Consider the following 24045-nt stretch of genomic DNA (forward strand, 5'->3'; position numbering starts at 1 on the left):
TATTCGAATAGACTGAAGCAAGAACGTATCTTCCAGAGCATGTCACGAAAAGGTAATTGCCTAGATAATTCAGTTATGGAGAATTTCTTCAGCTTGCTAAAACAAGAAATCTATTATGGTGTGGTTTATTACAGTTTCGAAGAATTGAAATCTGAAATAGAACGATATATAAAGTATTACAACGAACAAAGAATAAAAGAAAAACTAGGATGGATGAGTCCTGTTCAATACAGGCTTAACCTCTTGGCTGCATAAAAACAGCGTAGCAGCCATAAACTGCTACGCTTAAAAAGTCTAACTTTTGGGGGTCACCTCATATATTCTTTGGCTCCGTAAGTTTTACATATAAGCATGATTAGTTGTATGTCACTTGGTTTGTGATAAGTTCCTTCACACCTATGGCTTCGGGTGATGTGTCGCTGCTGCCTTCGACGGTGACATCTTCCAGGCGGGCTTTGAGAATATTTCTCAGGTAGAAGCTCTGGCCGCTCATCTGAGGGAAGTTGTCCATCATTATGGGGACCTGAGGGGTTCTCTGGGTCGGCGGAAGGAAGGTGGCGTGAAGGTTGGTAACTTCGATGGATTCGATGGGCATCTCAGGAAGGCCATAGGCGCATATAAGAGATGCATCGGCGCCGGTTACTGTGATGTTGCGAAGGGCGATGTGACCAACTCGGGGTGTCATCTCATCCACTGGGTGATAGTCTTGGCTCTGGACGTAGTCGCTGTGGCCATCAGGATCGCAGAAGTAGAACATGTTGATGGTCATTGGCATGTGAACCCGGTCCATGGTTATGTTCTCAAATTCCAGATCGTTAATGTAGGACTGCTCTCCCCTTCCACGGCGGGTCTTAAGTCTTACTCCCCTGTCTGTGCCTTCAAATATGCATTTTGAAACTCTGACGTTCTCAACGCCGCAGGCAACCTCACTTCCAATGGTGACGCTGCCGTGGCCTCTTTCAAGCTTACAGTTCCTGATCACAATGCCTTTGGTCCGGCGGCAGTGGAAAACGCCCATATAGTACTTGCCACTTTTAATGGCTATACAGTCGTCTCCCACAGAGATCCTGGTGCCAAGGAGGGTTACGTCTTGACAGCTTTCAGGGTTAAAACCGTCGGTATTAGGTGAATCAGGAGGATTTTGGATATCTAGATTAAAGAATTTCAAATTCTCTGAATAGTAGGGATGTATGGTCCAGCTTGGAGAATTCTGAATTCTAAGGCCCTGGAGCAGCACATTTTTGCAGCCTGACAGGAAGATGGTGTTTGGTCTCCAGGCCCCTCTTTTCTCCCACTGGTTAACCCACCAGTCCCCGGCTGGTGCGTTTCCATCAATAACTCCCTCTCCAAAGATATCGATATCTTCTGCATTTATAGCTGTTAAAAGAGAAGCAAAACTATCTAAAGGATTGCCCTCCCAGGTTCCAAAGTTGTACTCTGTTTTCTCATCGGTTCCAAGAACCATCCCGGGAAGGATCGGATACTCTTTCCTATCAGGAATTCCTAGTAGCGTAGCTTCATTGTCAATCCAAAGGTTCACATGGCTCTTTAAGAATACAGGGGCCATGAGATATGTTCCCTTTGGAAAATAAACTGTGCCATCCGCAGGGCAGGAACTAATTACTGCCTGGATCTGATCTGTGTCAATGCTCTTACCATCTCCCAAAGCGCCAAACTTCTTAACATTTAGCAGGACACTCTCTTTCTTTGTGCGAAAGCTCTTTTTACCTGTATCTGCGCCGCAGGCCACGGTAAGCTCATACTCCCTGTCCGGCAAAAGACCTATGATACTCACCACGTTCCTGTCAGAAGATAAACGCATCCTGCCGTCGATATAATAGTCATGGACAGCCTGACTTTGGTAGATCTCACTATTATCCAGTTCTATTGTGATGCTTCTGACTGTTACGGCTACTATCGTGAATTCCATTTTCTTTCCTTCGCTATATGCTAGATGTCGGTTTTGTCAGGCTCTTTTTGCGGTATGTACCTTTCGAATACTGCCATGTAGAACACTGACAGAAGGTATGCTATAAGCCCCACTCCCAGATTCAGGGTAAAAAAGTTCACCATAAAAATTGATGTAACGTTGAAGAACACCACTGCCATCAGAGTCACCAGAATAAGCAGTGTCTCCTTCATGTTGTGAAATGGCACAATCACAGAGTATGCCACTGTTCGTTTTATAGAATTGTTGAACTTGGACTGGATCGCAAAGACGTAGGATAAAGAGATGCTGTAAAGAATTCCTACCGCTATCATGATCCCCCAGACAATTCGGTTCTCTTTTCCCTGATGATTCCAAAAGATGATGTCTGCTCCAAGGATAAGCCCCACCACCAGGTAGATACACCACAGAATGGTGCTCTGCCTCAGGTTCTCCCTAAAGGATTTGAAGAAGTTGGCGGTTGGATAGCCCTCATCTTTGTGGAGCTTCATACAGCTGTAAATGAGCGCAGTTGATGAAGCCCCAATTGTAATGATGGGAAGAGAACTTAAGAGCCATAAGATGTTGAGCCACCAGATGTAGCCCAGTTTTATCGTGAATCGGATAACAGGGTTATCCGGACTGAATAAGCCTTTAAACATAATTATGCCTTACCTTTCTAGTCGTAAACTTCTTAACCCTTGACTCCTCCTGCAGAAATACCATCCACGAACTGATTCTGGGCCGCGAAGAACACCAGAATGTTAGGCAGGATGGATATCAGCGAAACTGCCAGAGCCTTGTTCCACTCAAAGCCTGACTCTGAGTCCATGGACAGACGGACAAAGATGGTGGCCGGATACTTGGCCGGTGTCTTGACGTAAAGGAGCGGGCCAAGGAAGTCATTGGAAGCCCACATGAATTTAAACAGTGCGCAGGACACAATGGCCGGCATCAGCATTGGCACTATGATCTTGGTCAGGGTCTGAACCACGTTGGCACCGTCGATCTTGGCTGCCTCCTCCAGCTCTTTTGGAATATTCCTAAGGAACTGGATCAGCATGAAGATAAAGTAGGTCTCCACCGCAAAGGCCGTAGGAACGATAAGTGGCAGATAGAACTTGGATCCCACCCAGCCAATCTTGTTGTAGAACAGAAACTGTGGCACGTTGAGCACCACCTGAGGCAGGAACAGCATTGCCATCATCAGGGTGAACATGATGTCGTGGCCCTTGAACTTGAATCTGCCAAATCCGTAGGCTGTCAGCACCGAGGAGATAACCGTAAGAATAACCTCTGGAATAACGTAGGAATAGGTGTTGAGCATGGCCTGCCAGATGTTGATGGTTCCGCCGTAGTTGTCCATGGCGTGAACATAGCCGTCCAGCGTAGGCTTCATAGGTATAGGATTCATTGTGGAAAAGATCTCACTATTATTCTTAAAGGTTGCGCCCACCATCCACACCAGCGGGTAAACCATGAAAAGACCTACAACTATCAGGATGAAGTAGCGTATGACCAGGGAGATTCTTCTTTTTCTCTCAAGGTCTCTCTGAGCCTGGGATGCAGTCTTAGTCTGAACATTTGCCATATTTTCTACCTCCCGTCCTCATCTGAATAGTAAACCCAATGCTTCTGGCTCCAGAAGGAGATCATTGTGAAAAGGACTAAGATAACAAACAAAACCCATGCCTGAGCGCAGGCCTTGCCCATCTTGTAGGTTCCACCGAAGGCATTGTTGTAAATAAGAAGTGTCATGAGCGTGGTGCTTCCTCTAGGTCCGCCCTTGGTGATAATGAAGGGGCCGTTGAATTCCTGGAAGGCCTGCACCAGCTGAGTTATCAGGTTGTAGAATATGACAGGCGTAATAAGCGGAACTGTAATGGTAAAGAACTGTCTCCACTTGCCGGCGCCGTCGATGGCTGCCGCTTCATAGAGGTCTGTGGGAACACCCTTTAGGGCCGCCAAGAAGATTACCATGGCAGATCCAAATTGCCACACTCTAAGGAGGCAGATCATGAACAGTGCCCAGTTGCTGTTGGTAAAGAAGTGTGGTCCCTCTATGCCGAATATTCCAAATATCATGCGGATCAATCCTTCGTCGTTAAAAAGAGCTCTCCAAAGAACCGCTATGGCAACGGATCCGCCCAGGATAGATGGAATATAGTAGGCAGTACGGAAAAAGTTAACGCCCTTAATCTTGAAGTTAAGGATATATGCGATAAACAGCGCCGATACAAGCTTAAGTGGCACTGTCATGAAGGCATATTTAAATGTGATGATTAGTGCAGTTCTCTCTTGCTTATTGGCAAATACATTTATGTAGTTTTCTAAAGTGTGCTTTGAAATTCCCTTGAACAGGTCGTAGTCCGTGAAGCTGTAATAAAAAGATGAAATAAAAGGATATGCCTTAAAGATCAAAAAGCCTACCAGCCAGGGAATAACAAAGAAAAATCCAATGTTGTCTCGAAGTGTTTTCTGTATTTTACTCAAAGTTCTCCCCACCTTTTTGTAAAAAGTCTGCCAGGAAATTCCCTGGCAGACGTTAGTTCTTTTAACAGAAATAATTATTACTTGGCTGGTGCTACTGCAACGTAGGCATCATAGAGATCCTGCGCAGCGTCGTCGATGGAATAGGATCCGTCTCTTACGCCATAGGAAAGGTTCTCAAACAATGTGTTGTAAACTGCTGTGTCGCCCTTAAGTGAAGAATCGTCAAAGAGAGGATTCCAGTACATAGGGTTAGAATCCATAACGCTCTTGTGTGCAGCTGCAACTACAGGGTCGATGGCGCCTTCAGCCTCGCATACTGCGTAAGCTGCCTTAGACTCTGGGATACCACGCTGTGTGCCCATGAGCTTAGCACCTTCTTCGTCGTTTAAGATATAGTTAAGGAAAAGAGCTGCCTCATGAGGATGCTCTGTCTTAGCGCTGATTGCGAACATCTGAGAAACCTTAACGTAGCAGCCTGAGCCTGCCTTGCCTGTATCCATAAGCTCGCAGCCAACCTCGAAGTCGTCAGGGTTAGGAAGTGCGTTCTGAAGAGATGATGGTGATGAATCCCAAGTGAAGCATCCAGCGTACTCGCCGCCGATCCATCTTGCTGACTTATCGATAGACTCTGCGCCTTCGCCGTCGTAATACTCGATTGTAGGAATTACGTGGTTCTCTTCAAGAGATGTGATCCATGTAAGGGCATCTTTTACCTGATCCTGAGTAAGTGTGAAGTTGCCGTTCTGGTCGATGATAGGCTCGCCAGTCTGGGCCTGTGTATAGAAAGCAAGCATGATTGCACGGTCATACTCTGTAAGTACAAGTGGATAATAGTTATCGCCAAGCTTCTCCTTGAAGATAGGGCCTGCTGCCTCAAGTTCAGCCAGAGTAGTAGGTGTGCTAAGGCCTGCTGCCTCGAAGGTTGCCTTGTTCCAGTAGAAGGTACGTCCTGTAAGAGCGATAGGAATAGCTGCCTGTCCACCCTTGGAATCCTGAGTAAATGCCAGTGTTGAAGCATCATACTGTGTAAGATCAAGAACGTCAGAAACAGTGTTAAGGTCAAGATATGTTGTACAGTCTGCGTCGTACTTGCCGATCCAGTCTGCGTTTACCTGCTGTACATCTGGGTTGGTGCCTGAAAGATACTCAGAAGCCTTGGCTGTCTCCCAGTCAGACCATGCACCGTAGTTGTATTCGATTGTGATTCCGGGATATTTGGCTTCAAAAGCCTCGATTGCTGCGATAGTAGCTTCGTGTCTTGCATCGCCGCCCCACCAGTCAAAGGTCAGTGTGCATGACTCATAGGAATCTGCACTACCTGAGTCAGCCTGCTGATCAGCTGCAGGTGCAGCCTCTGTAGTCTTCTCGCTAGATGGCTGAGAATCAGTATTCTGGGTTGTTTCTGTAGTTGTTCCCCCGCATCCAGCTAAAAGAGATGTCGCCATCAGACCAGTCATAATAGTTGCTGTCAGTTTTTTCATACGAAATCCTCCTTGCTTCCCCCTTAGGGTGAAATATGTGTTTGTAACCCGTGTTAATACCCCTATTAACTGATATCTTTACAATAAAGGTTTTGCCCCGGTAATAATACTTTTTTAACGTCATCTTTTTGATAAAATACTGATTTTTTGTCATCCATGGACTATAATTAATGAGGGGGCTCTATCCCAGTCATATCGGTACTTTTTCTATGCAATTCCAACCATTTATAAGCGTTTAAAATGCAGGAGGGGAAGCATTTATGCGAACCACAGATTTAGACATAGATCGTGTCTATCTTCATCAGATTACAAGAGAAGCAAATTACGGAATTATTGATAATCATTTTCACTGCTACTATGAGCTGTTTCTGGTGCGCCAGGGAAAGTGCCGCTTTTTCATCGACAACGTGCGCTACGACTTAGGCCCTGGGGACTTTCTCATCATTCCGCCTAAGGTCCTTCACTTTAACAGGTACCTGGCTCAGACTCTCAGAACCAATATTTATTTCCGAAGCTGTGACGTTACGGAGAATAGCCAGCTCTTTTGCCCGGATCTGGAGGATAAGTTCTTAACTCCCCGGGTCATCCATATTCCCAGCAAGTATCAGAGCCAGATTCTCTCTGTGGTGGATGCTATGCTGAAGGAGGAGAACATCGACGATGAGAACACTGCCGCCATGCAGACTCTTCTGTTAAAAGAGTTCTTCCTGTACTGCAGACGCTACTGCTCCATCAAGGATTCCAGTGTGTCCCTTTCTGTTGCGGGGGCAGAGGACATCTTCCAGGTGGTACAGCATATCAATGATCACTACTATCAGCCGCTGTCCCTAGAGGATTTGGCGGAGGTTGCAAGTCTTTCGCCGTCGTATTTAAGCAAGAAGTTCTATCAGACTATGGGAATGGGAATCAAGAAGTATCAGACCCAGGTAAGGCTCAAGCACGCGTCACTGGAGCTATTGTCTACCCAGCATTCAATAACAGAAATTGCCATCAACTGTGGATTCAGCGATGGCAATTATTTCAAGGATGCATTTAAAAAGAACTATGATATTTCGCCCAGGGCGTTCCGAAAGGCCCACGCCGCCGAGTACACCAAGGAGCAGCCTATCCTCAACGACAAGTACTGGGAAGCACACGCTTTCTGATGCCCTATATCAAAATATTTTCAAGACCATACCTATGATGCTAAGGAACATGAGGCCTGTGAGGACCATGATAAGGCCTAGGAGGACGTTGCGGATGCGGTGCACATGGGCTTTGGCGTCCTTTTTGGAGATGTAGATTACGTAGGATTCACCTTCGATGAATTTACGTTTGGAGGATACGCTGTCCACGGTGTACTTGGTCCTATACTGAGGGACCTCGAAGTCCAGTCTGTAGCTGCCGCCGCCTCTGCCACCTCTGTGGTATGTAATTTTCTTAAGAATGGCCTCAACTCGGATATTGTGCTGAAAGACATCAATTATGTGCATTATTCCAAACCATACGCAGGGAACCCCTACTATGAGGCCAAGCAATGATTCAATTAGCGCTCCATTTTTAACAAACATAGCAAAGGATAGAAGCCCAAAGACTGCACCTATTCCGTAGTACAGCGGCTTACTATCAACTGTGCCAGATCCGTTAAAGCCTGTGTAAAAGAACAGTATCGCTACTGCGCCAAACATCAGGGCTACTGCGTAATACATTACGTATTCCATTATCCTACTTTGTCCTCTTTTTCTCTTTCTCCACCAAGAACGAAAGATCTACGTCATCAGTGGTCCAGATGGCACCATAACCATTACTAAAATCAATAACATCCTTCATATAAGGCTTAATCAGGAATGTTCCATCTGTCCTTATAAAGCCCCAGGAGCCATTCTGCTTGATAGCAGCAAAACCATCTGAGAAGTCACGGACTTCCTCAAATTCGCATGGGATAACTACTTCGCCAGCTTCGTTAGCAAAGCCGTACATTCCATTCTCTGGAGATTGAATCTTGGCAAGTCCATCATGATATTCACTGGAAGGTTCCTCACTAATGTTATTACCTTCTGCAACAACATTTCCATCATGATCTATAACGCACATCTGTCCATTAAGCTTAACTGTAGCCCTTCCGTTAGCGAAAGGCTGAGCATCTTCGAATTTTGGCTCTATTGCCCACCTTCCTTCATCGTCGATATAACCCTTTAAGCCGGTGGATATAACTTCCAATGCTCTAAGGCCTTCGCTATAGACTGAAGCCTCAGGAATACATTTTGTATCTGGTATTACACATAGTGCTTTTCCCTTAAAGGAATAAAGAGCTGTGCTCTCTCCACCATGCATCAGGATATTCTTTTGGTTGTCACCCACAAGCTCATAGGGCAAAAGCTCTGGTCCTAAACCGGAAAACTCCTTCATAAATACAGCTTTTCCATTTGGACGCACAAAGCCGCATTTCTTACCGACATCTTTCCATTTCTTAAAATACAGGACTCCATAAGCTAATCCATTATTGTTGAACTTGCTTAATACGTCATACTCTCTCTTGGTATACATCTTACCTTTGCGGTTAATAACGTAGTATCCTCCCTGTACTCTGTGGCAATTAGTATGATTAGCCCAACATATGAAAATAGCCACATAAACCAGGAATAGTATTAGCAGATGATACCTATGCAGATAATACCAGAGCAATGCTGACAGGAAGAAAGCTTTTATTGTATATCCAATTCTCCACTTTACATCTTTAGAGAAGTTGTATTTGATGAACTGACCTCTGGCAAGGGCAACGCTAGAATACCCACCACTAAAGTCTTTCACGCCATAAAACTGTGGACTAAAAAGCTCTTTACCATCAGAATCAACAAAGCCTTCATAATAATTTCCAAATTCTCTTTCGCCTTTTGATACAACTGCAAAACCGTCTTCTGAAAAATCATATGCATGACTATATTTGCATGGAACTATAACTTCACCATTTGCATTTATATAACCGCGCTTATCATAGTTTTCTTCAACCACTGCAAAACCATTACAAAAATCTTCTGCATAACTATATTTATAATCAACTACCGTATTGCCATTTTTATCAACATAACCATATTTATAGTCATCATTTCTTGAAGGAGATAGATCTTTCTCTTCTGATAACAATTCAAGAGCTATCGCTTCATCCACATAATTGCCATCATGGTCTATATACTTTTCTTTTCCATCTAAACGTACTTCACCAATTCCATTTTGAAAAGCGTGAACATAAGAAAACGTATTAGATATTTCCAACTGACCATGTGCATTTAGATATCCATATTTGTCGCCTTTTAATTTAACTGGGATTAGTCCTTCAGAATAGATGCTCTCATATTCAACAATTCCTCCTTCTGCAGAATATAGTTTTTCTTCACTAAAAGAAAAAATGTAGATTTTATTATCACTGCTAGATATGAATACATCATTATCAATATAATATGTAGGATAACTATATCTTCTTATATTGTTTCGGATTTCTAGGCTCTCTATTCCATCAAATACTCCAGGATATAGCTGGTTACCCTCCACATCAATAAAGGCATATCCATCATGATTATCTTCAGTACTAAATGAATAATCTCTAACAAAAGCTATTCCATTTTCATTAAACTCTGTTATAAAATCATATGCTATCCCGGTAACCTCTCTACCATTAGCATCAATTACTACATATCCTCCTCGATCACCAAAATATCTTCCAAGAAAGATACGAAGAAAAATATTTATGATAAAAAACATGAGTATCACAAATATAAATTTATGGACTTTGGAGATTATCTTTTTCTCTTGCATAAATGAATTCCTAACTATAAAAAACTTTTTTCAAAATCTTCGCAGTGTTGCGATAAGACTGCTTAACTTCAAGCGCTTTCCTTAGTTCCAATTTCTTTGCAGTACTTGGTAAGGAAAAGTAAAAGCATATCGTAGTTCTCAGTATTGCGCTGAACTAATCTGCATGATTTATTGTCATAGTAAAATATAACGTAGTCTGTCTTGGTGCCAGAACCCTTTAAATATCCTGTGATGTCTCCATGCGATAACACAATAGTTCTTTTAAATAATCTACGAACCACCAAGCTATCACCATCAATGCGAATGTTGTTGTATAACATGCTGGCGGTGGTGAATATAGCTACGGCACAGAATACCACAAGGAAAATTGCACTGAATCTGTCCTTTTGAACGCCAACGCTCATCAAGCGCCTTCCAACCACTACAATTCCGAAAACACAAACGAATATGCTCATCAATAAATCAGTTTTCTTAACTCTTACATTACAGGTTTCCATTATCCTACTTTGTCCTCTTTCACTTGGTTATAGACATCCAGAAGGAAGTCCTCAAGTTCATCACTGTCCTTTGTTATCTGAATATAATAATCGTGGTAAATTGCATTAGGTGAATAACCGTAAGGATATACCAGCACTATGATATATGGATCTCCATGGAAATCTGTTGGCTTGTATGATTCATGATCTTCACGAATGACTGGCTCACAGGATTTTAAAACATCAATGAGCTTTGTAAAGTTCTCTGTTCCATCCATTCTGTAATTACCAGCTTCTACGCCATTTGGCTGTGGACCAGCACAATTAACGTTAAGAAGTGAAACATTCTGTTTCATATCTGCGGTCATTCTAAACCAGTATTCTTCCTCTGAAAAGACATTTGAACTGGGATCAAATCCATAAAGAATCTGGATCATATTGCAGCTGTCTAATATCTCGTTGACGTCTACTTCCTCTTTTGATGCCTGAGATGCTGACTGATCTGTGCTCTGATCTTCTGAATCTGTTCCTGTACTATTTCCATCTGTGGATGAGTTATCTGTCTCAACTGATGAATCTTGAGCAGATGTTTCTACGCTTACTTCTTCTGTCTTCGCTGGTGCAGAATTACCACATCCTGACAACGCAAGTACAATCCCCATTGATAGTAATAAAATCTTTTTCCTCATTATAATTCCCCAATCTTTATTCTTTTCTATTCTCATAATCTTTATACACCGAAAACTCAATTATCCGCCTAGTCGTTCTACTGGTGCAAGTTCTTTGCAATTTTCTTCTAAGTAGATTAAAACTCCACTTTAACTATTATGTATTCTTCTCTAGAAAATGCATAAACTCGTGATACCCACGGTCAAGGGTTGCTGGATAATAGCCAAAAGTATAGGTTTTATCACGAGTAACTATTGTAAGTCTTCTAGGGCCATTAGAGCGACCTCTTTTGTCCTTGAGCTCATCCCTGAAGGTTACAATATCTTTCAGATTAATGTGTGTTGTGCCGGAATAAAGCCTTCTAATTGCAATTTCCTCATAGTTTGCCCACATTGTAAAATACATCATTCCAAAACCAGTGTGCCAAAAGTAAAAGGTAAGCAGTAGGCTTGGAGTTATTTGAAGCAACTCCTTCCATGTGGCCCCCATAAACCGCAGTAGTACCATGGTTCCTGGAAATATACATCCCAGCAAGATAAGGAACACTTCTGTGATAAATGCTGCAATATTGGATTTAGCTGTGATAACTGGATCTTGCATTTGTTTTTTCCTTTAACATTGACAATAAAGCTGCCAAACCAGTTGGCAGCTCTATTATTATACTATAAATTATTCAGTAACTTTTTTCTTTTTGTAAGCAAATATACCTGCTCCGGAAGCTATAGCAACTACGCAGAATCCAAGGATGATGAAAATAATCAAGTGATTATTGGTTGGATCTGGAGTTGGTGGCAATGGAGGATCTTCTGGTCCAATTGAGGCAGTTTCTGAAGTGATCATTACATTGCTGTATGTAGTAGTCTCTTCATTACCAGCTACGTCCACTGCTACAAGCTTAAGGTCGAAAGCTTTCTGGTCTGCTTCATCAAGTGTAAGCTCGATTGTACCACCGTTTGCTTCAAGCTCTTCAGCTGTGTATGATCCAATCTGCTTATCATCTCTAAAGATCTGGAATGAAGTAAGTCCCATGTTATCTGCAACGTTGATGTTAACGTTGTGAGATTCCTCATGGTAAACTTCGTCGCTAGCGATACCAGCAGTTACGATACTAGGATTTGTAAGGTCAACTGCGAAGTTGATCTCAGCATCTCTAGACTTATTGTCCTGAGAGTTTGTAGCCTTATCCTTTGTATAAACTGTTACAGAGTATACGCCGTCTTTATTGAAGTTCTCACTATCAAGTGTATATGTGTATGTCTTCCATGTTGTGTCAGAACCCTGAGCTGTAACTGTGTAGTCTGAGCCCTTCTCAAGTTCTGTGATATCACCATCGCAGCTGATAGAGATATCTCTGTATGTAAGTTCATCTACGTTGATCTCAGTGATCACGATGTCCTGAGGATCATTTGTGTAGAAGTTCTCGTTAAGTGACTTAGCTGCATCACCAAGTACGAATACTGAACCGTAACGGTTTACTGAGAATACAATCTGTTCCTCAGATTCGTTACCAGCAAGGTCATAAACCTTAGCTGAAAGAGTATAGAGATCATCCATGCTCTTGTCGTGAGCGAAGTCGTTGTAAGAAACAACAAATCCGTTCTCTGTCTTAGTAACTGCATTTCCAACAGATACTGGACCATTGTTAGAACCTGTCATGGTAACAACAGTTGCTTCCATATCCATGTTCTTATCAACATATGAAACTGTAGGAGCTACTGTTCCATTGTTAGCTGAGTAGTTCTCAACTCCAGAGAATGTAACCTCTGGTGCTGTTGTATCAATAACAAATATATCTGAGATATATGATGTTGATGTGTTACCAGCAAGGTCAGTACAGTTAATTACAAATGCGTATGTACCGTCCTGATCAAATGTCATGTATGAAGTGCTTATCATATCTGATGTGCTGAAGCTTCCAAGTGATGGAAGTGGTGAGCCATCAGCGATAGGCTGCATACCATACTCAACAAGCTCTGAGCTGAATGTCATATCTTCAACAGTAACTGTAGCCATTCTTGATGCGTTGTAGTACATCTGGTTCTTGGCTGCGTTGTTGTTGTATTCGATTGAGAGCTTAGGTTCTGTTGTATCAACTACGAATTCTTCGTTAGTCTTAATTGTAGCTGGGTTACCAGCCTTATCATATGCAGTAACTGTAAAGCTATAGATACCATCCTTAGAGAATGGAACAGTTGCTACATATACTCCATCATTACCTGAGAAAGAGCCAGCTGTTGCACTACCATAAGTGCTCTTAATCTCTACTGTTGATGCCTGATCTGCAAAAGTAAGATCTTTTACAGTGATTGTTGCTGTTCTAGCCTTGTTGTAGTACTTCTGATTCTTAACGTCTTCGTTATCGAATGTAATCTCAACCTCTGGAGACTTTGAGTCTACAGTGAACTTAGGAATTGGAATTCCAGGATTGTCTCTATAGACAAAATTATTACCTACCCAATCCCAATCTGTATTTTCTTTTTCATTTACTGTGATTTCGTAAATGTCATCGCCATTTGTCACAAAGGTACCAATATACAAGTCACCTTCTCTTACCCATGTAGCACTAATTTCACCGGTAGTCTTTCCCTTAACGTGAATACCAGCTCTAATATTCTTTTCATCAGGATGCTTTTCTTCTACAATCGCCTTAATAGTCACATTTGTAGTACTGAAGAACTCGTCCCCACCATACTGTGTAGTATGTGGCTGAGGATCATATGTGAACCAGAGCTTTGGAGCAACATTATCAAGCACCATGCTTGGTCCTTCACCAGTACCTTCGTTACCTGCTGCATCCTTTGCAACTATATAAAGACAAACTCCATCCCATCCATCATCAGCATGGAGAGTTACGTCATATTCCGCAAATTTAGGTTGTTCACTATCCTCAGGATATTTTTTAACAAGAACAACATTTTCAGAATCTATCTCTTTTCCATTCGCTCCAATTTTAAATACTGGAGCATACTTAGAAAGATCTAAACGTCCATTATCATATATTCTTACTCTGATAACAACCTGATTTTCCTTAGTAGGATAATAACTATACTGCTTATAAGGACCACCATTATGAGAAATAAAGCATCTGATTTCTGGTCCTACTTCATCGTGAGTGTAGTCCAGCTTATTATCAAACTTGTTGTAGTTACCTGCTTTATCATACATTTTGACATTATCTATAATGAATTCAGTAGTATGATTTTCAATTGCAGAATAATCTATCTTAATGATGTATTTTCCAGAATCATCCTTAGATGGATTACATACAGTTCTAGTTCTGCCATTTATCTGGTATGTAACCTTTCTAAGATCTTCATCACTTGTAATAACAATTTTAGGTTCAAGATCCTTACTGGTACTTACTGTAGTTAATGTATCAGTACTTGTTGAAAATGCAGTGTAACCATCAATTGTATTAAAGCCAAAATCAAGTGTTCCCTGTGGTGCCTTGTTATCTACAGTAACAGTCACATTAGCGCTTGGCTCCTGTGAAGAAGCACTGCCTGTACTTGTCTTTTTATAAACTGGAGTAAATGTATATTCCACTTTACCTTCAACATCTTTAATAGGTAAAGTATATGTGCATCCCCAGTATGTCACAAATCCAAACTCTTCACTGTCTACATTCTTGATATGATACGTATGTCCTTCAGAATCAGTTACCACGATCTCAGAAAGTTCTCTACCCGAAGCTCCGGATAAGAACACTCTTGGCTTTGCATCCCCATCCTCATTCATATTACATGCTGAGTAGTATTCTCTCTCATTTAGCTTAATTGCAGTAATATCACGCTCTTCAGAAGGAACGTTATAGTATACCTTTACATTCACTGGATAGTCATTGCTTACATTTACTGGATCAGCTGTATCATAAGCTATCACCTTTGTAATGTGGTAAACTCCAGATACACTCGGATGCCAACTGAACTTACCGTTTTCATCAGGACCATCCATAGTAAAATTGCCTATATTAGTTACAATTTCAACTTTAGAAATTCCACAATTATCAGATGCTTCAGCGTAGAAAGTAAGATCCTCTGTTCTATTTGAAACATACTCATCTGATAAATTTCCATTTATATCACAAAAACTCTTAACCGTTGGAGCTGTTTTATCTGCATATCTAAAATCAAATGAAAGAGTATGTGACTCATCCATATTATCGCAATCACATGCAATAGATCCATCTGAAACGTGCGCGTTATCTGTTTCACCATCAAATTTGATGACAATGTTATAATCTTCTGCCTTTGCACTTGAGCCATCAAAAGAATATGAATACTCAAAAGTTATAATTCCGCCTTCGACAAAAACCTCAGTATCTGTACCTTCTGTCAATGTCTGAGTTTCTCCATCAAAAGAAACACGAGCTTTAACTGTAAGAGTCACACCTTCTGGCATATTTGTTACGTATTTAGCGTTAACAAGCCCCAATTTTGCAGGCACTATAATCTCTGTAGGATTTTCATGACCGTTAAGTGACTCCTTATGGCCGCCCTTTGTATAAACAATAGTTCCAGTAGCATCAATGATATTCCCATCTTCATCCAAAGTAAAACCAGCTGCAGCCAACTCTTCCTCTGTCATGTTTTCGAAATCATATGCTACTACTCCTGTAGCTGTGCCTTCTGCTTCGCCTTCAGCAGTGGCAGGATCTACATTTCCATCTGTAGTCTGCTGTTCTTCAGTTGTACCCTCAGTAGCTTCTGTGCTTTCTGTTCCTGCACCCTCTGTACCTGTACTTTCTGTTCCAGCACCTTCTGTACCTGTGCTTTCTGTTCCTGCACCCTCTGTACCTGTACTTTCTGTGCCTGCGCCTTCTGTCTCACCTGGCTGGCCTTCTGGCTCACCATTACCCTCAGTGCTCTGCTCCTCTACTACAGAAGAAGCTTCAGTAGCTGCCTCTTCAGCATAGGTATTAATAGTTACGAAGTTGCTGCACAGCAATGATGCTGCCATCAACATTGGAATCACTCTCAGTTTGAACCGAGAAAAAATACCATCCTTTTTCATGTTTCCTCCCTTAATTTCCACGATCCAGAGATTCCGTTCTCTTAGGTTGTGTTACTGAATAATAAAATTTTTATAAACACAAAAATGATTATAGGTTACGAATATTTATTCAGCAATAAATTTTTAATCGTCAATTAATTTAATGAAATTTTGAATCATTCCGCCAGAGGCTTAACCATGCGCATTTTAGATATCGTTAATACCCCTCTATTTATATATACAGACAACTCCCCTAAATTGTTGCAAAAAAATAAACCTTCATACATTTCGTACGAAAGTTTATTTTTTACATACATTATTCCGTTAATCCTCAAATTGTCAGAAAACAAATCCGGTTAACATATTATATGCAAACACATTACATATTTATACACTTTATGCATTGGCTACTGCCCTGGCCACAAGTTCATCTCCATCCACATCGAACTCAATGGTATCGTGTGGTCTTACCTTATCTTCAAGGATCAGCTTAGCTGAAAGGGTCTCCACGTGCTTTTGCACAAATCTCTTAAGAGGTCTTGCGCCGTATATTGGATCATAAGCCTCATCGATAACATATCTCTTTGCAGCATCTGTAAGTCTGACACTTATCTCCCTATCTGAAAGTCTCTTATTAAGATCCTCCACGATAAGCTCGATGATGCCTCCGATATTGTCCTTTGTAAGAGGCTTAAACATAATGATCTCATCAAGACGGTTAAGGAACTCAGGTCTAAAGTGCCCTCTAAGGTCTTCCATAGTAGCATTCTGAGCATCTTCGCTGATGGTTCCATCATCTCTGATTCCCTCAAGCAGGTACTGAGCTCCGATGTTAGAGGTCATGATAAGGATTGTATTCTTAAAGTCCACGGTTCTTCCCTGAGAATCTGTAACACGACCATCATCCAGAATCTGAAGCAGTACGTTGAACACATCCGGATGGGCCTTCTCGATTTCATCAAAAAGAACTACCGCATAAGGCTTACGTCTTACGGCTTCGGTAAGCTGACCACCCTCTTCATAGCCCACGTATCCGGGAGGCGCTCCGATAAGTCTGCTGACGCTGTACTTCTCCATGTACTCACTCATATCGATTCGAACCATGTTGTTCTCATCGTCAAACAGCGCCTGAGCAAGGCTCTTGGCAAGCTCTGTCTTACCAACACCTGTTGGTCCAAGAAACAGGAATGAACCGATTGGTTTAGTAGGATCTTTTATCCCAGCCTTAGATCTCATAATAGCCTCAGATACAAGGGTTACAGCATCATCCTGGCCTATAACTCTCTCATGTAGCTCTGTTGCAAGGTTAAGAGTCTTATTCCTCTCACTCTCAGTTAGCTTATTAACAGGGATTCCAGTCCATCTGCTGATGATACCAGCGATCTCCTCGTCAGATACCTTCTCGTGTACAAGGCTTTCATCGGACTCCTTCTGACGTGCCTCTTCTTCAGCTTCTTCCAGCTGCTTCTTAAGTGCAGGGAGCTTACCATACTGAAGCTCGCCAGCCTTCTCATAATCACCATTTCTCTGGGCGATGGCAATCTCTGAATTGATGGTATCTATCTGTTCACGCATGGCTGCCAGTTTATCCACTGCCTCTTTTTCATTGGACCACTGAGCCTTCCTGGTGTCAAAGTCTTCCTTGAGTTCCGCCAGCTCTTTTTGCAGATTAGCAAGACGCTCAACTGAAAGGGAATCGTCCTCCTTCTTAAGGGCAGCCTCCTCGATCTGCATCTGCATGATCTTACGATTAAGCTCATCCAGCTCAGCAGGCATGGAATCCATCTCGGTCTTGATCAGGGCGCAGGCCTCATCTACCAGGTCAATAGCCTTATCCGGAAGGAACCTGTCGGAAATGTATCTGTTAGAAAGAACTGCAGCGCTAACCAGAGCGCTATCCATGATCTTAACGCCGTGGAAAACCTCATATCTCTCCTTGAGGCCTCTAAGAATACTGATGGTATCCTCAACTGTAGGCTCTTCCACCATTACAGGCTGGAAACGTCTCTCAAGGGCCGCATCCTTCTCGATGTACTGTCTGTACTCATTAAGTGTTGTGGCACCGATGCAGTGAAGTTCGCCTCTTGCCAGCATTGGCTTAAGCATGTTGCCAGCATCCATTGCGCCATCGGTCTTGCCAGCTCCCACAATCAAATGAAGCTCATCTATAAAAAGAATTATCTCTCCATCGGACTCCTTAACATCCTCAAGAACAGCCTTAAGTCTTTCCTCAAACTCGCCTCTGTACTTAGCTCCAGCCACCAATGCACCCATATCAAGAGAAAAGATCTTTTTATCCTTGAGGGCAGCAGGCACGTCGCCACTGGCAATTCGCTGAGCCAAAGCCTCAACTACCGCAGTCTTACCAACACCAGGCTCGCCGATAAGCACAGGATTATTCTTGGTCTTACGGGACAGGATCCTGATGACGTTCCTAATCTCTGTATCTCTGCCTATTACAGGATCAAGCTTCTGTTTCCTTGCCTTATCTACAAGCTCTGTGCCGTACTTGTTCAGGGTATCGTAGGTAGCCTCAGGGTTATCAGTGTTGACTGTTCTGTTACCCCTTACCTCCTGCAGAACCTGAAGGAATCTGTTCCTGTCTATGCCGAACTCTCTAAGGATATCCTTAACTTCTCTGTTAGGCTTCTTGATAACCGCCATGAACAGGTGCTCCACAGACACGTAGGAATCACCAAGAGCCTTGGCCTCATCCTCAGCCGATAAAAGAGCTTTATTAAGATCTGTTCCAACATATGGCTGGCCGCCAGAAACCTTGGTCCTCTTGCCAATTGCCTGTTCAATTCTGGAGATAAAAGAGTCCTTGTCTATTCCCATCTTCTCCACAAGCTTAGCAATAAGGCTATCCTCTATAGTCATAAGAGCATATAAAAGATGTTCCTGCTCAATCTCCTGATTGCCATAATCAAGGGCAATCTTCTCGCAGGCACTGACTGCTTCGATAGATTTCTGTGTGAATTTCTGAATATTCATAACAACCTCCTCACCTCAGGAATAATGCTTATATCCCAGTCCCACACCATTATCCTGAATAAAGAAAAAATGACATTGTGTTGTTGTGTTTGTTGTTCTATTACAACTATAACACAGAATAACACAATGTCAATATGCGAAATTTCATTATGTAATTTAGAGCTGTTTTCCGAACTCTGCTCTCTTTCTGGCATGAATTCTATTATTCTAGAATTCACTATGTCCTCTTGCTTGAATTATATCATTCCACTAATCCATATTTCTCAGAATTCAATTCCCTCTCTGGCTTGAATTCCATTGTCATAGGGATGTCTAATTTTCTTCATTTCAGTAATGTAATCAGCATGATCAACAAAGAATTCATCCGCATTTCTACCAGTGCAAACTATCTCCATTTCTTCTGGCTTGTTTGTAATCAGTTCTTCCAGCCTATCCTTATCTATGACGCCATAGCTATAAGGATAAGTCACCTCATCTAGCACAAGCACATCGCACTGACCGTTCATGATAAAGGTCTCTATCTCCTCTAAGAGGTTGTTGTGAGTATCTGTGAACTTCAGCACCTGCTCAGCATTATTCTTATCAAGCCAGCCCAGTTCCTCTGCGCTTCTGACAATTGTAATTCCTTCTATGCTGCTAAGGCTCTTAAGCTCCGAAGTATCTCTTCCCTTCATAAACTGTGCAAACACTACCTTCTTGCCAGCGCCTGCTGCCCTGACAGACAAGCCTATTGCAGCTGTAGTCTTGCCCTTTCCTTCACCTGTGTATAAATGTACTAGTCCTGTGCTCATGCTTCTTCCTCTTCTGTTTTTAACTGTTGGGGGTACAAACTTCCATTTTGGGCTTCTGTACCCTCTGTTTTCTTTTCGCTGGGGGGTACAAACTGTCATTTTTGACTTCTGTACCCTCTAACTTGCTTCTAGCTGGGGGTACAAACTGTCATTTTCGACTTTTGTACCCTCTAACTTGCTTCTAGTTAGGGGTACAAACTAGCATTTTTGGCTTCTGTACCCTCTAACTTGCTTCTAGTTGGGGGTACAAACTAGCATTTTTGGCTTTTGTACCCTCTAACTTACTCCTAGCCAAGGGTACAAACTGCCATTTTCGACTTCTGTACCCAAAGATTTCTCTTGTTTTTTGGTACCACAGCGGATTTCAGCTGCTCTACCACCTCATCTGGCAGTCCACCGCTCCGCAGTTACTGCACATCCCAGCTTTGTGAGGCTTCTCTGGTAAAAGAGCTGTCTTAAAAAGCACACTCTTCTTAGGAATCAGCGCAAAAGCCTCATTATACCTGATCTTCTTCTGTCCAAGTTTTACCATGATCTCAGGCGTACTCTCCAAAGGAAGCTCATCATCTCCCACAAACACGTAGTCTCCGGCATACTTGCCCGTCAGCTCATAGAGTCTTTCATCGATTCCATCATAGGCTTTAGCCAAGAGCTCAGAGGCAATGCAGTCCAGAATATAGGCACTCCTGATATCACCCTTTTGCAGAAAGCTATCCTGCAGGCTATCCACTGCTCTCCCCAGACTTGCCACCACGTATGCACAGCTACTGTCTCCTCCGAGATTGTCGTTCTCCACAATATCACTGTGACATCCATCTACTCCACGATTATCATTCTCCACCACACTAGAACATCCATCATCACTATTCTCCACCACATAGTGAAAAACAGCATGAACTCTGGGGATCAGCTGTCTATAAAGCTTTACTATATCTTTTTTATCTTCTTCATTAAAATGATATCGCCTGACAAGTTCTGCAAAGCAGTTCTCATCAAGCGATACTTCTACTGGCTCAAAGGTCATTTCTTATCTTCTTCCTCAACAATAACCGCATCAACATCGATAGCTTCCTGCTCCTGTTTAACTCGCTTCTCTGCCTTCTCCACCAGAAGCGAGCTGATAAGGTTAGTACCTCCATCTACCACCAGGAACAATCCGATCAGGGTAACTGCGATCTCCTTAGCCCCTGTAGGATTTGTTAAAAGAAATACACCAAGACCCATGGTTACGAAAGCGATAATAAGTGAAACCCAGCTGGTCTTAGCCTTATACTTCATAAGAGAAAATGCCTGTCCCACGTTTCTGATACCACTGATCAGAATGAACAGACCAAAAAGCTTAGGAATGAAATCAGTGAACTTACCTGGATTTAAATAGATCCAGCCACCGATGGCAAAAATGATAAGTCCCACCACGAAGCTTCCTGAAAGCTCAAAATTCCTCTCTTTGTGGGAAAGATAGCTAATAATAAAGATGGCACCGATTACCATAAGAAGCACAGCCAGTGCCCTTGCCACAAAATCAATGCTGGCCTTGGTCCAGAACATCAGCACCAGACCAATAACAATCATGATAATAGACTGCGCAACATAATCAACCTTTAACTTAAACTTCAGATTCATACCTGCCTCCAATCTCTAGCTCTTTCTATCTAGTTCTATTCTTTATTTTTCTCTTTTTCCTTCAGTCTTTCTATTTCTCAGCTAAACTCCAGCTTACTCTTCTGTATCCTGCTCTGCAGCGTTTGCCTCTGCAAGAAGCTTGTCCATGTAATCGTAGATCTCCTGACGTCCCTCTTTAGAAAGAGCTGAATAAGGGAAGATCTTGATCTCCTCAGGAAGTCCCAGTCCATTACGAAGCATGTTAAGGTGCTTCTCGTGCTGGCTCTTCTTGATCTTGTCAGCCTTAGTTGCGATGATCACAGGCTGAAAGCCCTGATGAACGATCCACTTGTACATCTGCACATCGTTGGCTGAAGGCTCATGTCTGATATCGATCAAAAGAAATACTCTTCGCAGCTGTCTTGATGTGTGGAGGTAGTTCTCGATCATTCTGCCCCACTGCTCTTTAACCTTCTCAGGAACTCTTGCAAAGCCATAGCCTGGAAGATCCACAAGATAGAACTCGTCGTTGATGTTGTAGTAATTGATGGTCTGAGTCTTACCTGGCTCCTGTGAAGTTCTGGCATAGTTCTTACGATTCATAAGGCCATTGATAAGAGAGCTCTTTCCCACATTACTCTTTCCAGCAAAGGCGAACTCCGGATGAATATTATCTGGAAGTGTACTTGTGATTCCACATACTGTTTCTAGATTAACGTTTTTAATTACCATAATTTCTCCTGAATATACATTCTGACTGTTGTAACATGATGCCCATAACAGATCAATTATCTGAGTATTAACCAGTTATTGGCACTACACCATATTATAACACAGGCGTTGGAAGTATATTGCAAACATCCAACGCCTGATAATCGCAATGTTTAATTTATTACTTAGCCTGCTTAAGCTTCTTGGAATCGCGGTGTACGATAAGCGGCTGGCTTGTTCCATCAACAGAAGCATCTGTGATAACACATTCGCTGATGGTGTCGTCTGAAGGAATCTCGTACATAACATCCATCATGGTCTTCTCCATGATAGAACGAAGTCCTCTTGCTCCAGTCTCTCTTTCATAAGCCATAGCTGCGATCTTCTGAACAGCCTCATCCTCGAAGGTAAGCTTAACGTCATCGAAGTCGAACAGCTTCTGGTACTGCTTAACAAGAGCGTTCTTAGGCTGAGTAAGGATCTTGACAAGAGCTTCCTTAGAAAGACCCTCTAAAGTTACAGTGATAGGCACACGACCTACAAACTCAGGGATAAGTCCAAACTTAACAAGATCCTGAGGTGTAACCTCCTTAAGAACTTCTCCGATTTCTCTCTCAGTCTTGTCTGCAATCTCAGCATTGAAGCCGATTGAATTGCGGTCAAGTCTTGCCTCTACGATCTTATCAAGACCATCGAAGGCTCCTCCACAGATAAAGAGGATATTGCTTGTATCGATCTGAATAAGCTCCTGATGTGGGTGCTTACGTCCGCCCTGTGGTGGAACGCTGGCAACAGTTCCCTCTACGATCTTAAGAAGTGCCTGCTGAACGCCTTCACCGGATACATCTCTTGTGATTGAAACATTCTCGCTCTTCTTGGTGATCTTATCAATCTCATCAATATAAACGATACCATACTGAGCTCTCTCGATATCATAATCTGCATTCTGGATAAGCTTAAGAAGAATGTTCTCAACATCTTCACCTACATATCCTGCCTCTGTAAGAGTTGTAGCATCTGCGATAGCAAATGGTACGTTGATGATCTTAGCTAAGGTCTGTGCAAGATATGTCTTACCAGAACCTGTAGGTCCGATCATGATGATGTTACTCTTCTGAAGCTCTACATCATTGCGGTCCTCACTCTTAGGTGCAAGAACACGCTTATAGTGGTTGTAAACTGATACAGCCAGAACCTTCTTGGCCTCATCCTGTCCGATTACATATTCGTCCAAAAAGCTTCTGATCTCAGCGGGCTTAAGGAGGTTGATCTGCTGGTTCTTGGTAGCTACTGGCTCGTCCTCGAACTCTTCCTCGATGATATCAGCACAGATATCAACGCACTCATCGCAGATGTAAACCCCAGCAGGGCCTGCTATTAACTTTTTAACCTGATCCTGTGTCTTGTTACAAAAAGAGCACCTGATCTCTCCGGAATTCTTTCCTGCCATTACAATACTCCTAAACTAATATATTATCGTTGCTAAAGCAGACCTGCTGCCCCCCGCAACTAAATTACTTCTTGTCCTTCTCGCTTGGACGGTTCTCGATGATAGAATCGATAAGACCGTAATCAAGAGCTTCCTGTGCTGAAAGCCAGTTATCTCTCTCAGTATCAGCTGCAACCTGCTCATATGTCTTGCCGCAGTTCTCAGCAAGCATTCTGTTCATCTTCTCCTTAGTCTTAAGGATATGTCTTGCAGCGATCTCAATCTCTGTAGCCTGACCCTGTGTTCCGCCAAGTGGCTGGTGGATCATAACTTCTGCGTTAGGAAGAGCCATTCTCTTACCCTTTGCACCACCGGCAAGAAGGAATGCACCCATGCTGGCAGCCATACCGATACAGATTGTGCTTACATCGCACTTGATGTAGTGCATTGTATCGTAGATAGCCATTCCGGAAGTGATCTCTCCTCCAGGGCTGTTAATGTACATGTGGATATCCTTGTTAGGATCCTCAGCCTCAAGGAAAAGCAGCTGTGCTACTACGATGCTGGCTGATGTAGAATTAACCTCTTCTCCCAAAAATACAATTCTTTCTTTTAAAAGTCTTGAGTAGATATCATATGATCTCTCTCCACGACTTGTCTGTTCAATGACGTAAGGTATTAAACTCAT

21 protein-coding genes are annotated in these 24045 nt (G+C 42.5%); 2 read left to right on the forward strand and 19 right to left on the reverse strand.

Going from position 1 to position 24045, the window contains the following annotated elements; genetic code table 11:
• The coding region (locus T541_RS0111315; protein WP_026652845.1) for an IS3 family transposase at positions 1 to 255 on the forward strand (255 nt) is incomplete at its 5' end.
• 100 nt (positions 256 to 355) lie between these two features.
• Here the strand turns inward: T541_RS0111315 and T541_RS0111320 are convergent.
• The 5 genes from T541_RS0111320 to T541_RS0111345 all read right to left on the reverse strand — a co-directional run bounded on the left by T541_RS0111320 (position 356) and on the right by T541_RS0111345 (position 5901).
• The gene (locus tag T541_RS0111320; protein ID WP_026652846.1) at positions 356 to 1930 is read right to left on the reverse strand and encodes a glycoside hydrolase family 28 protein; all 1575 of its coding nucleotides are present in this window, start codon (positions 1928 to 1930) and stop codon (positions 356 to 358) included.
• 20 nt (positions 1931 to 1950) lie between these two features.
• The gene (locus tag T541_RS0111325) at positions 1951 to 2589 is read right to left on the reverse strand and encodes a YesL family protein (RefSeq protein ID WP_081779948.1); all 639 of its coding nucleotides are present in this window, start codon (positions 2587 to 2589) and stop codon (positions 1951 to 1953) included.
• Between the two features lie 32 nt (positions 2590 to 2621).
• Positions 2622 to 3518: a carbohydrate ABC transporter permease gene (locus T541_RS0111335; protein ID WP_051538212.1), complete on the reverse strand. Its 897-nt coding sequence runs from the start codon at positions 3516 to 3518 to the stop codon at positions 2622 to 2624.
• A 5-nt stretch (positions 3519 to 3523) separates the two neighbouring features.
• Positions 3524 to 4420, reverse strand: a complete 897-nt coding sequence (locus T541_RS0111340) for a carbohydrate ABC transporter permease (RefSeq protein WP_026652849.1) — start codon at positions 4418 to 4420, stop codon at positions 3524 to 3526.
• A 77-nt stretch (positions 4421 to 4497) separates the two neighbouring features.
• Positions 4498 to 5901: an ABC transporter substrate-binding protein gene (locus T541_RS0111345; protein ID WP_026652850.1), complete on the reverse strand. Its 1404-nt coding sequence runs from the start codon at positions 5899 to 5901 to the stop codon at positions 4498 to 4500.
• Positions 5902 to 6161: 260 nt separating this feature from the next.
• On the opposite strand from T541_RS0111345, the gene T541_RS19440 reads away from it, so the two are divergent.
• Positions 6162 to 7046, forward strand: coding sequence for an AraC family transcriptional regulator (locus T541_RS19440; RefSeq protein WP_051538213.1), 885 nt, complete (start codon positions 6162 to 6164; stop codon positions 7044 to 7046).
• Positions 7047 to 7055: 9 nt separating this feature from the next.
• On the opposite strand, the gene T541_RS0111355 is transcribed toward T541_RS19440, so the two are convergent.
• From T541_RS0111355 to clpP, 14 genes are all read right to left on the reverse strand, one after another.
• Complete coding sequence (locus tag T541_RS0111355; RefSeq protein WP_155839504.1) at positions 7056 to 7589, reverse strand: hypothetical protein; 534 nt, start codon at positions 7587 to 7589, stop codon at positions 7056 to 7058.
• Between the two features lie 16 nt (positions 7590 to 7605).
• Positions 7606 to 9693, reverse strand: coding sequence for a WG repeat-containing protein (locus T541_RS0111360; protein WP_026652852.1), 2088 nt, complete (start codon positions 9691 to 9693; stop codon positions 7606 to 7608).
• Between the two features lie 68 nt (positions 9694 to 9761).
• Positions 9762 to 10190 (reverse strand): DUF6560 family protein, encoded by a 429-nt coding sequence (locus T541_RS0111365; protein ID WP_026652853.1) that lies wholly within the window; start codon positions 10188 to 10190, stop codon positions 9762 to 9764.
• Positions 10190 to 10858, reverse strand: a complete 669-nt coding sequence (locus T541_RS0111370) for a hypothetical protein (protein WP_155839506.1) — start codon at positions 10856 to 10858, stop codon at positions 10190 to 10192. The genes T541_RS0111365 and T541_RS0111370 overlap by 1 nt, the downstream gene beginning before the upstream one ends.
• 136 nt (positions 10859 to 10994) lie before the next feature.
• Entirely contained in the window at positions 10995 to 11438 is a 444-nt protein-coding gene (locus T541_RS0111375) for a hypothetical protein (protein ID WP_026652855.1), read from the reverse strand.
• A 69-nt stretch (positions 11439 to 11507) separates the two neighbouring features.
• Positions 11508 to 15851, reverse strand: a complete 4344-nt coding sequence (locus T541_RS0111380; protein WP_026652856.1) for an Ig-like domain-containing protein — start codon at positions 15849 to 15851, stop codon at positions 11508 to 11510.
• Between the two features lie 375 nt (positions 15852 to 16226).
• Positions 16227 to 18824 carry an ATP-dependent chaperone ClpB gene (clpB, locus tag T541_RS0111385; protein WP_026652857.1) on the reverse strand — a complete coding sequence of 866 codons (2598 nt, stop codon included), beginning with the start codon at positions 18822 to 18824 and terminating at the stop codon, positions 16227 to 16229.
• Positions 18821 to 19042: a hypothetical protein gene (locus T541_RS0111390; RefSeq protein ID WP_026652858.1), complete on the reverse strand. Its 222-nt coding sequence runs from the start codon at positions 19040 to 19042 to the stop codon at positions 18821 to 18823. The genes clpB and T541_RS0111390 overlap by 4 nt, the downstream gene beginning before the upstream one ends.
• Positions 19043 to 19087: 45 nt before the next feature.
• Positions 19088 to 19615, reverse strand: a complete 528-nt coding sequence (locus tag T541_RS0111395) for a cob(I)yrinic acid a,c-diamide adenosyltransferase (RefSeq protein WP_026652859.1) — start codon at positions 19613 to 19615, stop codon at positions 19088 to 19090.
• A gap of 373 nt (positions 19616 to 19988) precedes the next feature.
• The gene (locus T541_RS0111400) at positions 19989 to 20639 is read right to left on the reverse strand and encodes a hypothetical protein (RefSeq protein WP_026652860.1); all 651 of its coding nucleotides are present in this window, start codon (positions 20637 to 20639) and stop codon (positions 19989 to 19991) included.
• Positions 20636 to 21238 carry an HdeD family acid-resistance protein gene (locus tag T541_RS0111405; RefSeq protein ID WP_026652861.1) on the reverse strand — a complete coding sequence of 201 codons (603 nt, stop codon included), beginning with the start codon at positions 21236 to 21238 and terminating at the stop codon, positions 20636 to 20638. Before T541_RS0111405 ends, T541_RS0111400 begins: the two co-directional genes overlap by 4 nt.
• A 93-nt stretch (positions 21239 to 21331) precedes the next feature.
• Entirely contained in the window at positions 21332 to 21949 is a 618-nt protein-coding gene (gene yihA, locus T541_RS0111410; protein ID WP_026652862.1) for a ribosome biogenesis GTP-binding protein YihA/YsxC, read from the reverse strand.
• A gap of 160 nt (positions 21950 to 22109) precedes the next feature.
• A complete protein-coding gene (gene clpX, locus T541_RS0111415) occupies positions 22110 to 23378 on the reverse strand; it encodes an ATP-dependent Clp protease ATP-binding subunit ClpX (protein ID WP_026652863.1) in 1269 nt (422 codons plus the stop codon).
• Between the two features lie 64 nt (positions 23379 to 23442).
• Positions 23443 to 24045 carry an ATP-dependent Clp endopeptidase proteolytic subunit ClpP gene (clpP, locus tag T541_RS0111420; protein ID WP_026652864.1) on the reverse strand — a complete coding sequence of 201 codons (603 nt, stop codon included), beginning with the start codon at positions 24043 to 24045 and terminating at the stop codon, positions 23443 to 23445.

It is taken from the genome of Butyrivibrio proteoclasticus P6B7 (assembly GCF_000622085.1).
GTDB lineage: Bacteria > Bacillota > Clostridia > Lachnospirales > Lachnospiraceae > Butyrivibrio > Butyrivibrio proteoclasticus_A.

Coding starts and splice junctions, on each gene's coding strand:
- yihA (WP_026652862.1), bottom strand. CDS start 21,949: ATGGTAATTAAAAACGTTAATCTAGAAACAGTATGTGGAATCACAAGT.
- T541_RS0111375 (WP_026652855.1), bottom strand. CDS start 11,438: ATGCAAGATCCAGTTATCACAGCTAAATCCAATATTGCAGCATTTATC.
- T541_RS19440 (WP_051538213.1), top strand. CDS start 6,162: ATGCGAACCACAGATTTAGACATAGATCGTGTCTATCTTCATCAGATT.
- T541_RS0111325 (WP_081779948.1), bottom strand. CDS start 2,589: ATGTTTAAAGGCTTATTCAGTCCGGATAACCCTGTTATCCGATTCACG.
- T541_RS0111405 (WP_026652861.1), bottom strand. CDS start 21,238: ATGAATCTGAAGTTTAAGTTAAAGGTTGATTATGTTGCGCAGTCTATT.
- T541_RS0111335 (WP_051538212.1), bottom strand. CDS start 3,518: ATGGCAAATGTTCAGACTAAGACTGCATCCCAGGCTCAGAGAGACCTT.
- clpB (WP_026652857.1), bottom strand. CDS start 18,824: ATGAATATTCAGAAATTCACACAGAAATCTATCGAAGCAGTCAGTGCC.
- T541_RS0111355 (WP_155839504.1), bottom strand. CDS start 7,589: ATGTATTACGCAGTAGCCCTGATGTTTGGCGCAGTAGCGATACTGTTC.
- T541_RS0111370 (WP_155839506.1), bottom strand. CDS start 10,858: ATGAGGAAAAAGATTTTATTACTATCAATGGGGATTGTACTTGCGTTG.
- T541_RS0111345 (WP_026652850.1), bottom strand. CDS start 5,901: ATGAAAAAACTGACAGCAACTATTATGACTGGTCTGATGGCGACATCT.
- T541_RS0111380 (WP_026652856.1), bottom strand. CDS start 15,851: ATGAAAAAGGATGGTATTTTTTCTCGGTTCAAACTGAGAGTGATTCCA.
- clpX (WP_026652863.1), bottom strand. CDS start 23,378: ATGGCAGGAAAGAATTCCGGAGAGATCAGGTGCTCTTTTTGTAACAAG.
- clpP (WP_026652864.1), bottom strand. CDS start 24,045: ATGAGTTTAATACCTTACGTCATTGAACAGACAAGTCGTGGAGAGAGA.
- T541_RS0111360 (WP_026652852.1), bottom strand. CDS start 9,693: ATGCAAGAGAAAAAGATAATCTCCAAAGTCCATAAATTTATATTTGTG.
- T541_RS0111320 (WP_026652846.1), bottom strand. CDS start 1,930: ATGGAATTCACGATAGTAGCCGTAACAGTCAGAAGCATCACAATAGAA.
- T541_RS0111395 (WP_026652859.1), bottom strand. CDS start 19,615: ATGAGCACAGGACTAGTACATTTATACACAGGTGAAGGAAAGGGCAAG.
- T541_RS0111365 (WP_026652853.1), bottom strand. CDS start 10,190: ATGGAAACCTGTAATGTAAGAGTTAAGAAAACTGATTTATTGATGAGC.
- T541_RS0111400 (WP_026652860.1), bottom strand. CDS start 20,639: ATGACCTTTGAGCCAGTAGAAGTATCGCTTGATGAGAACTGCTTTGCA.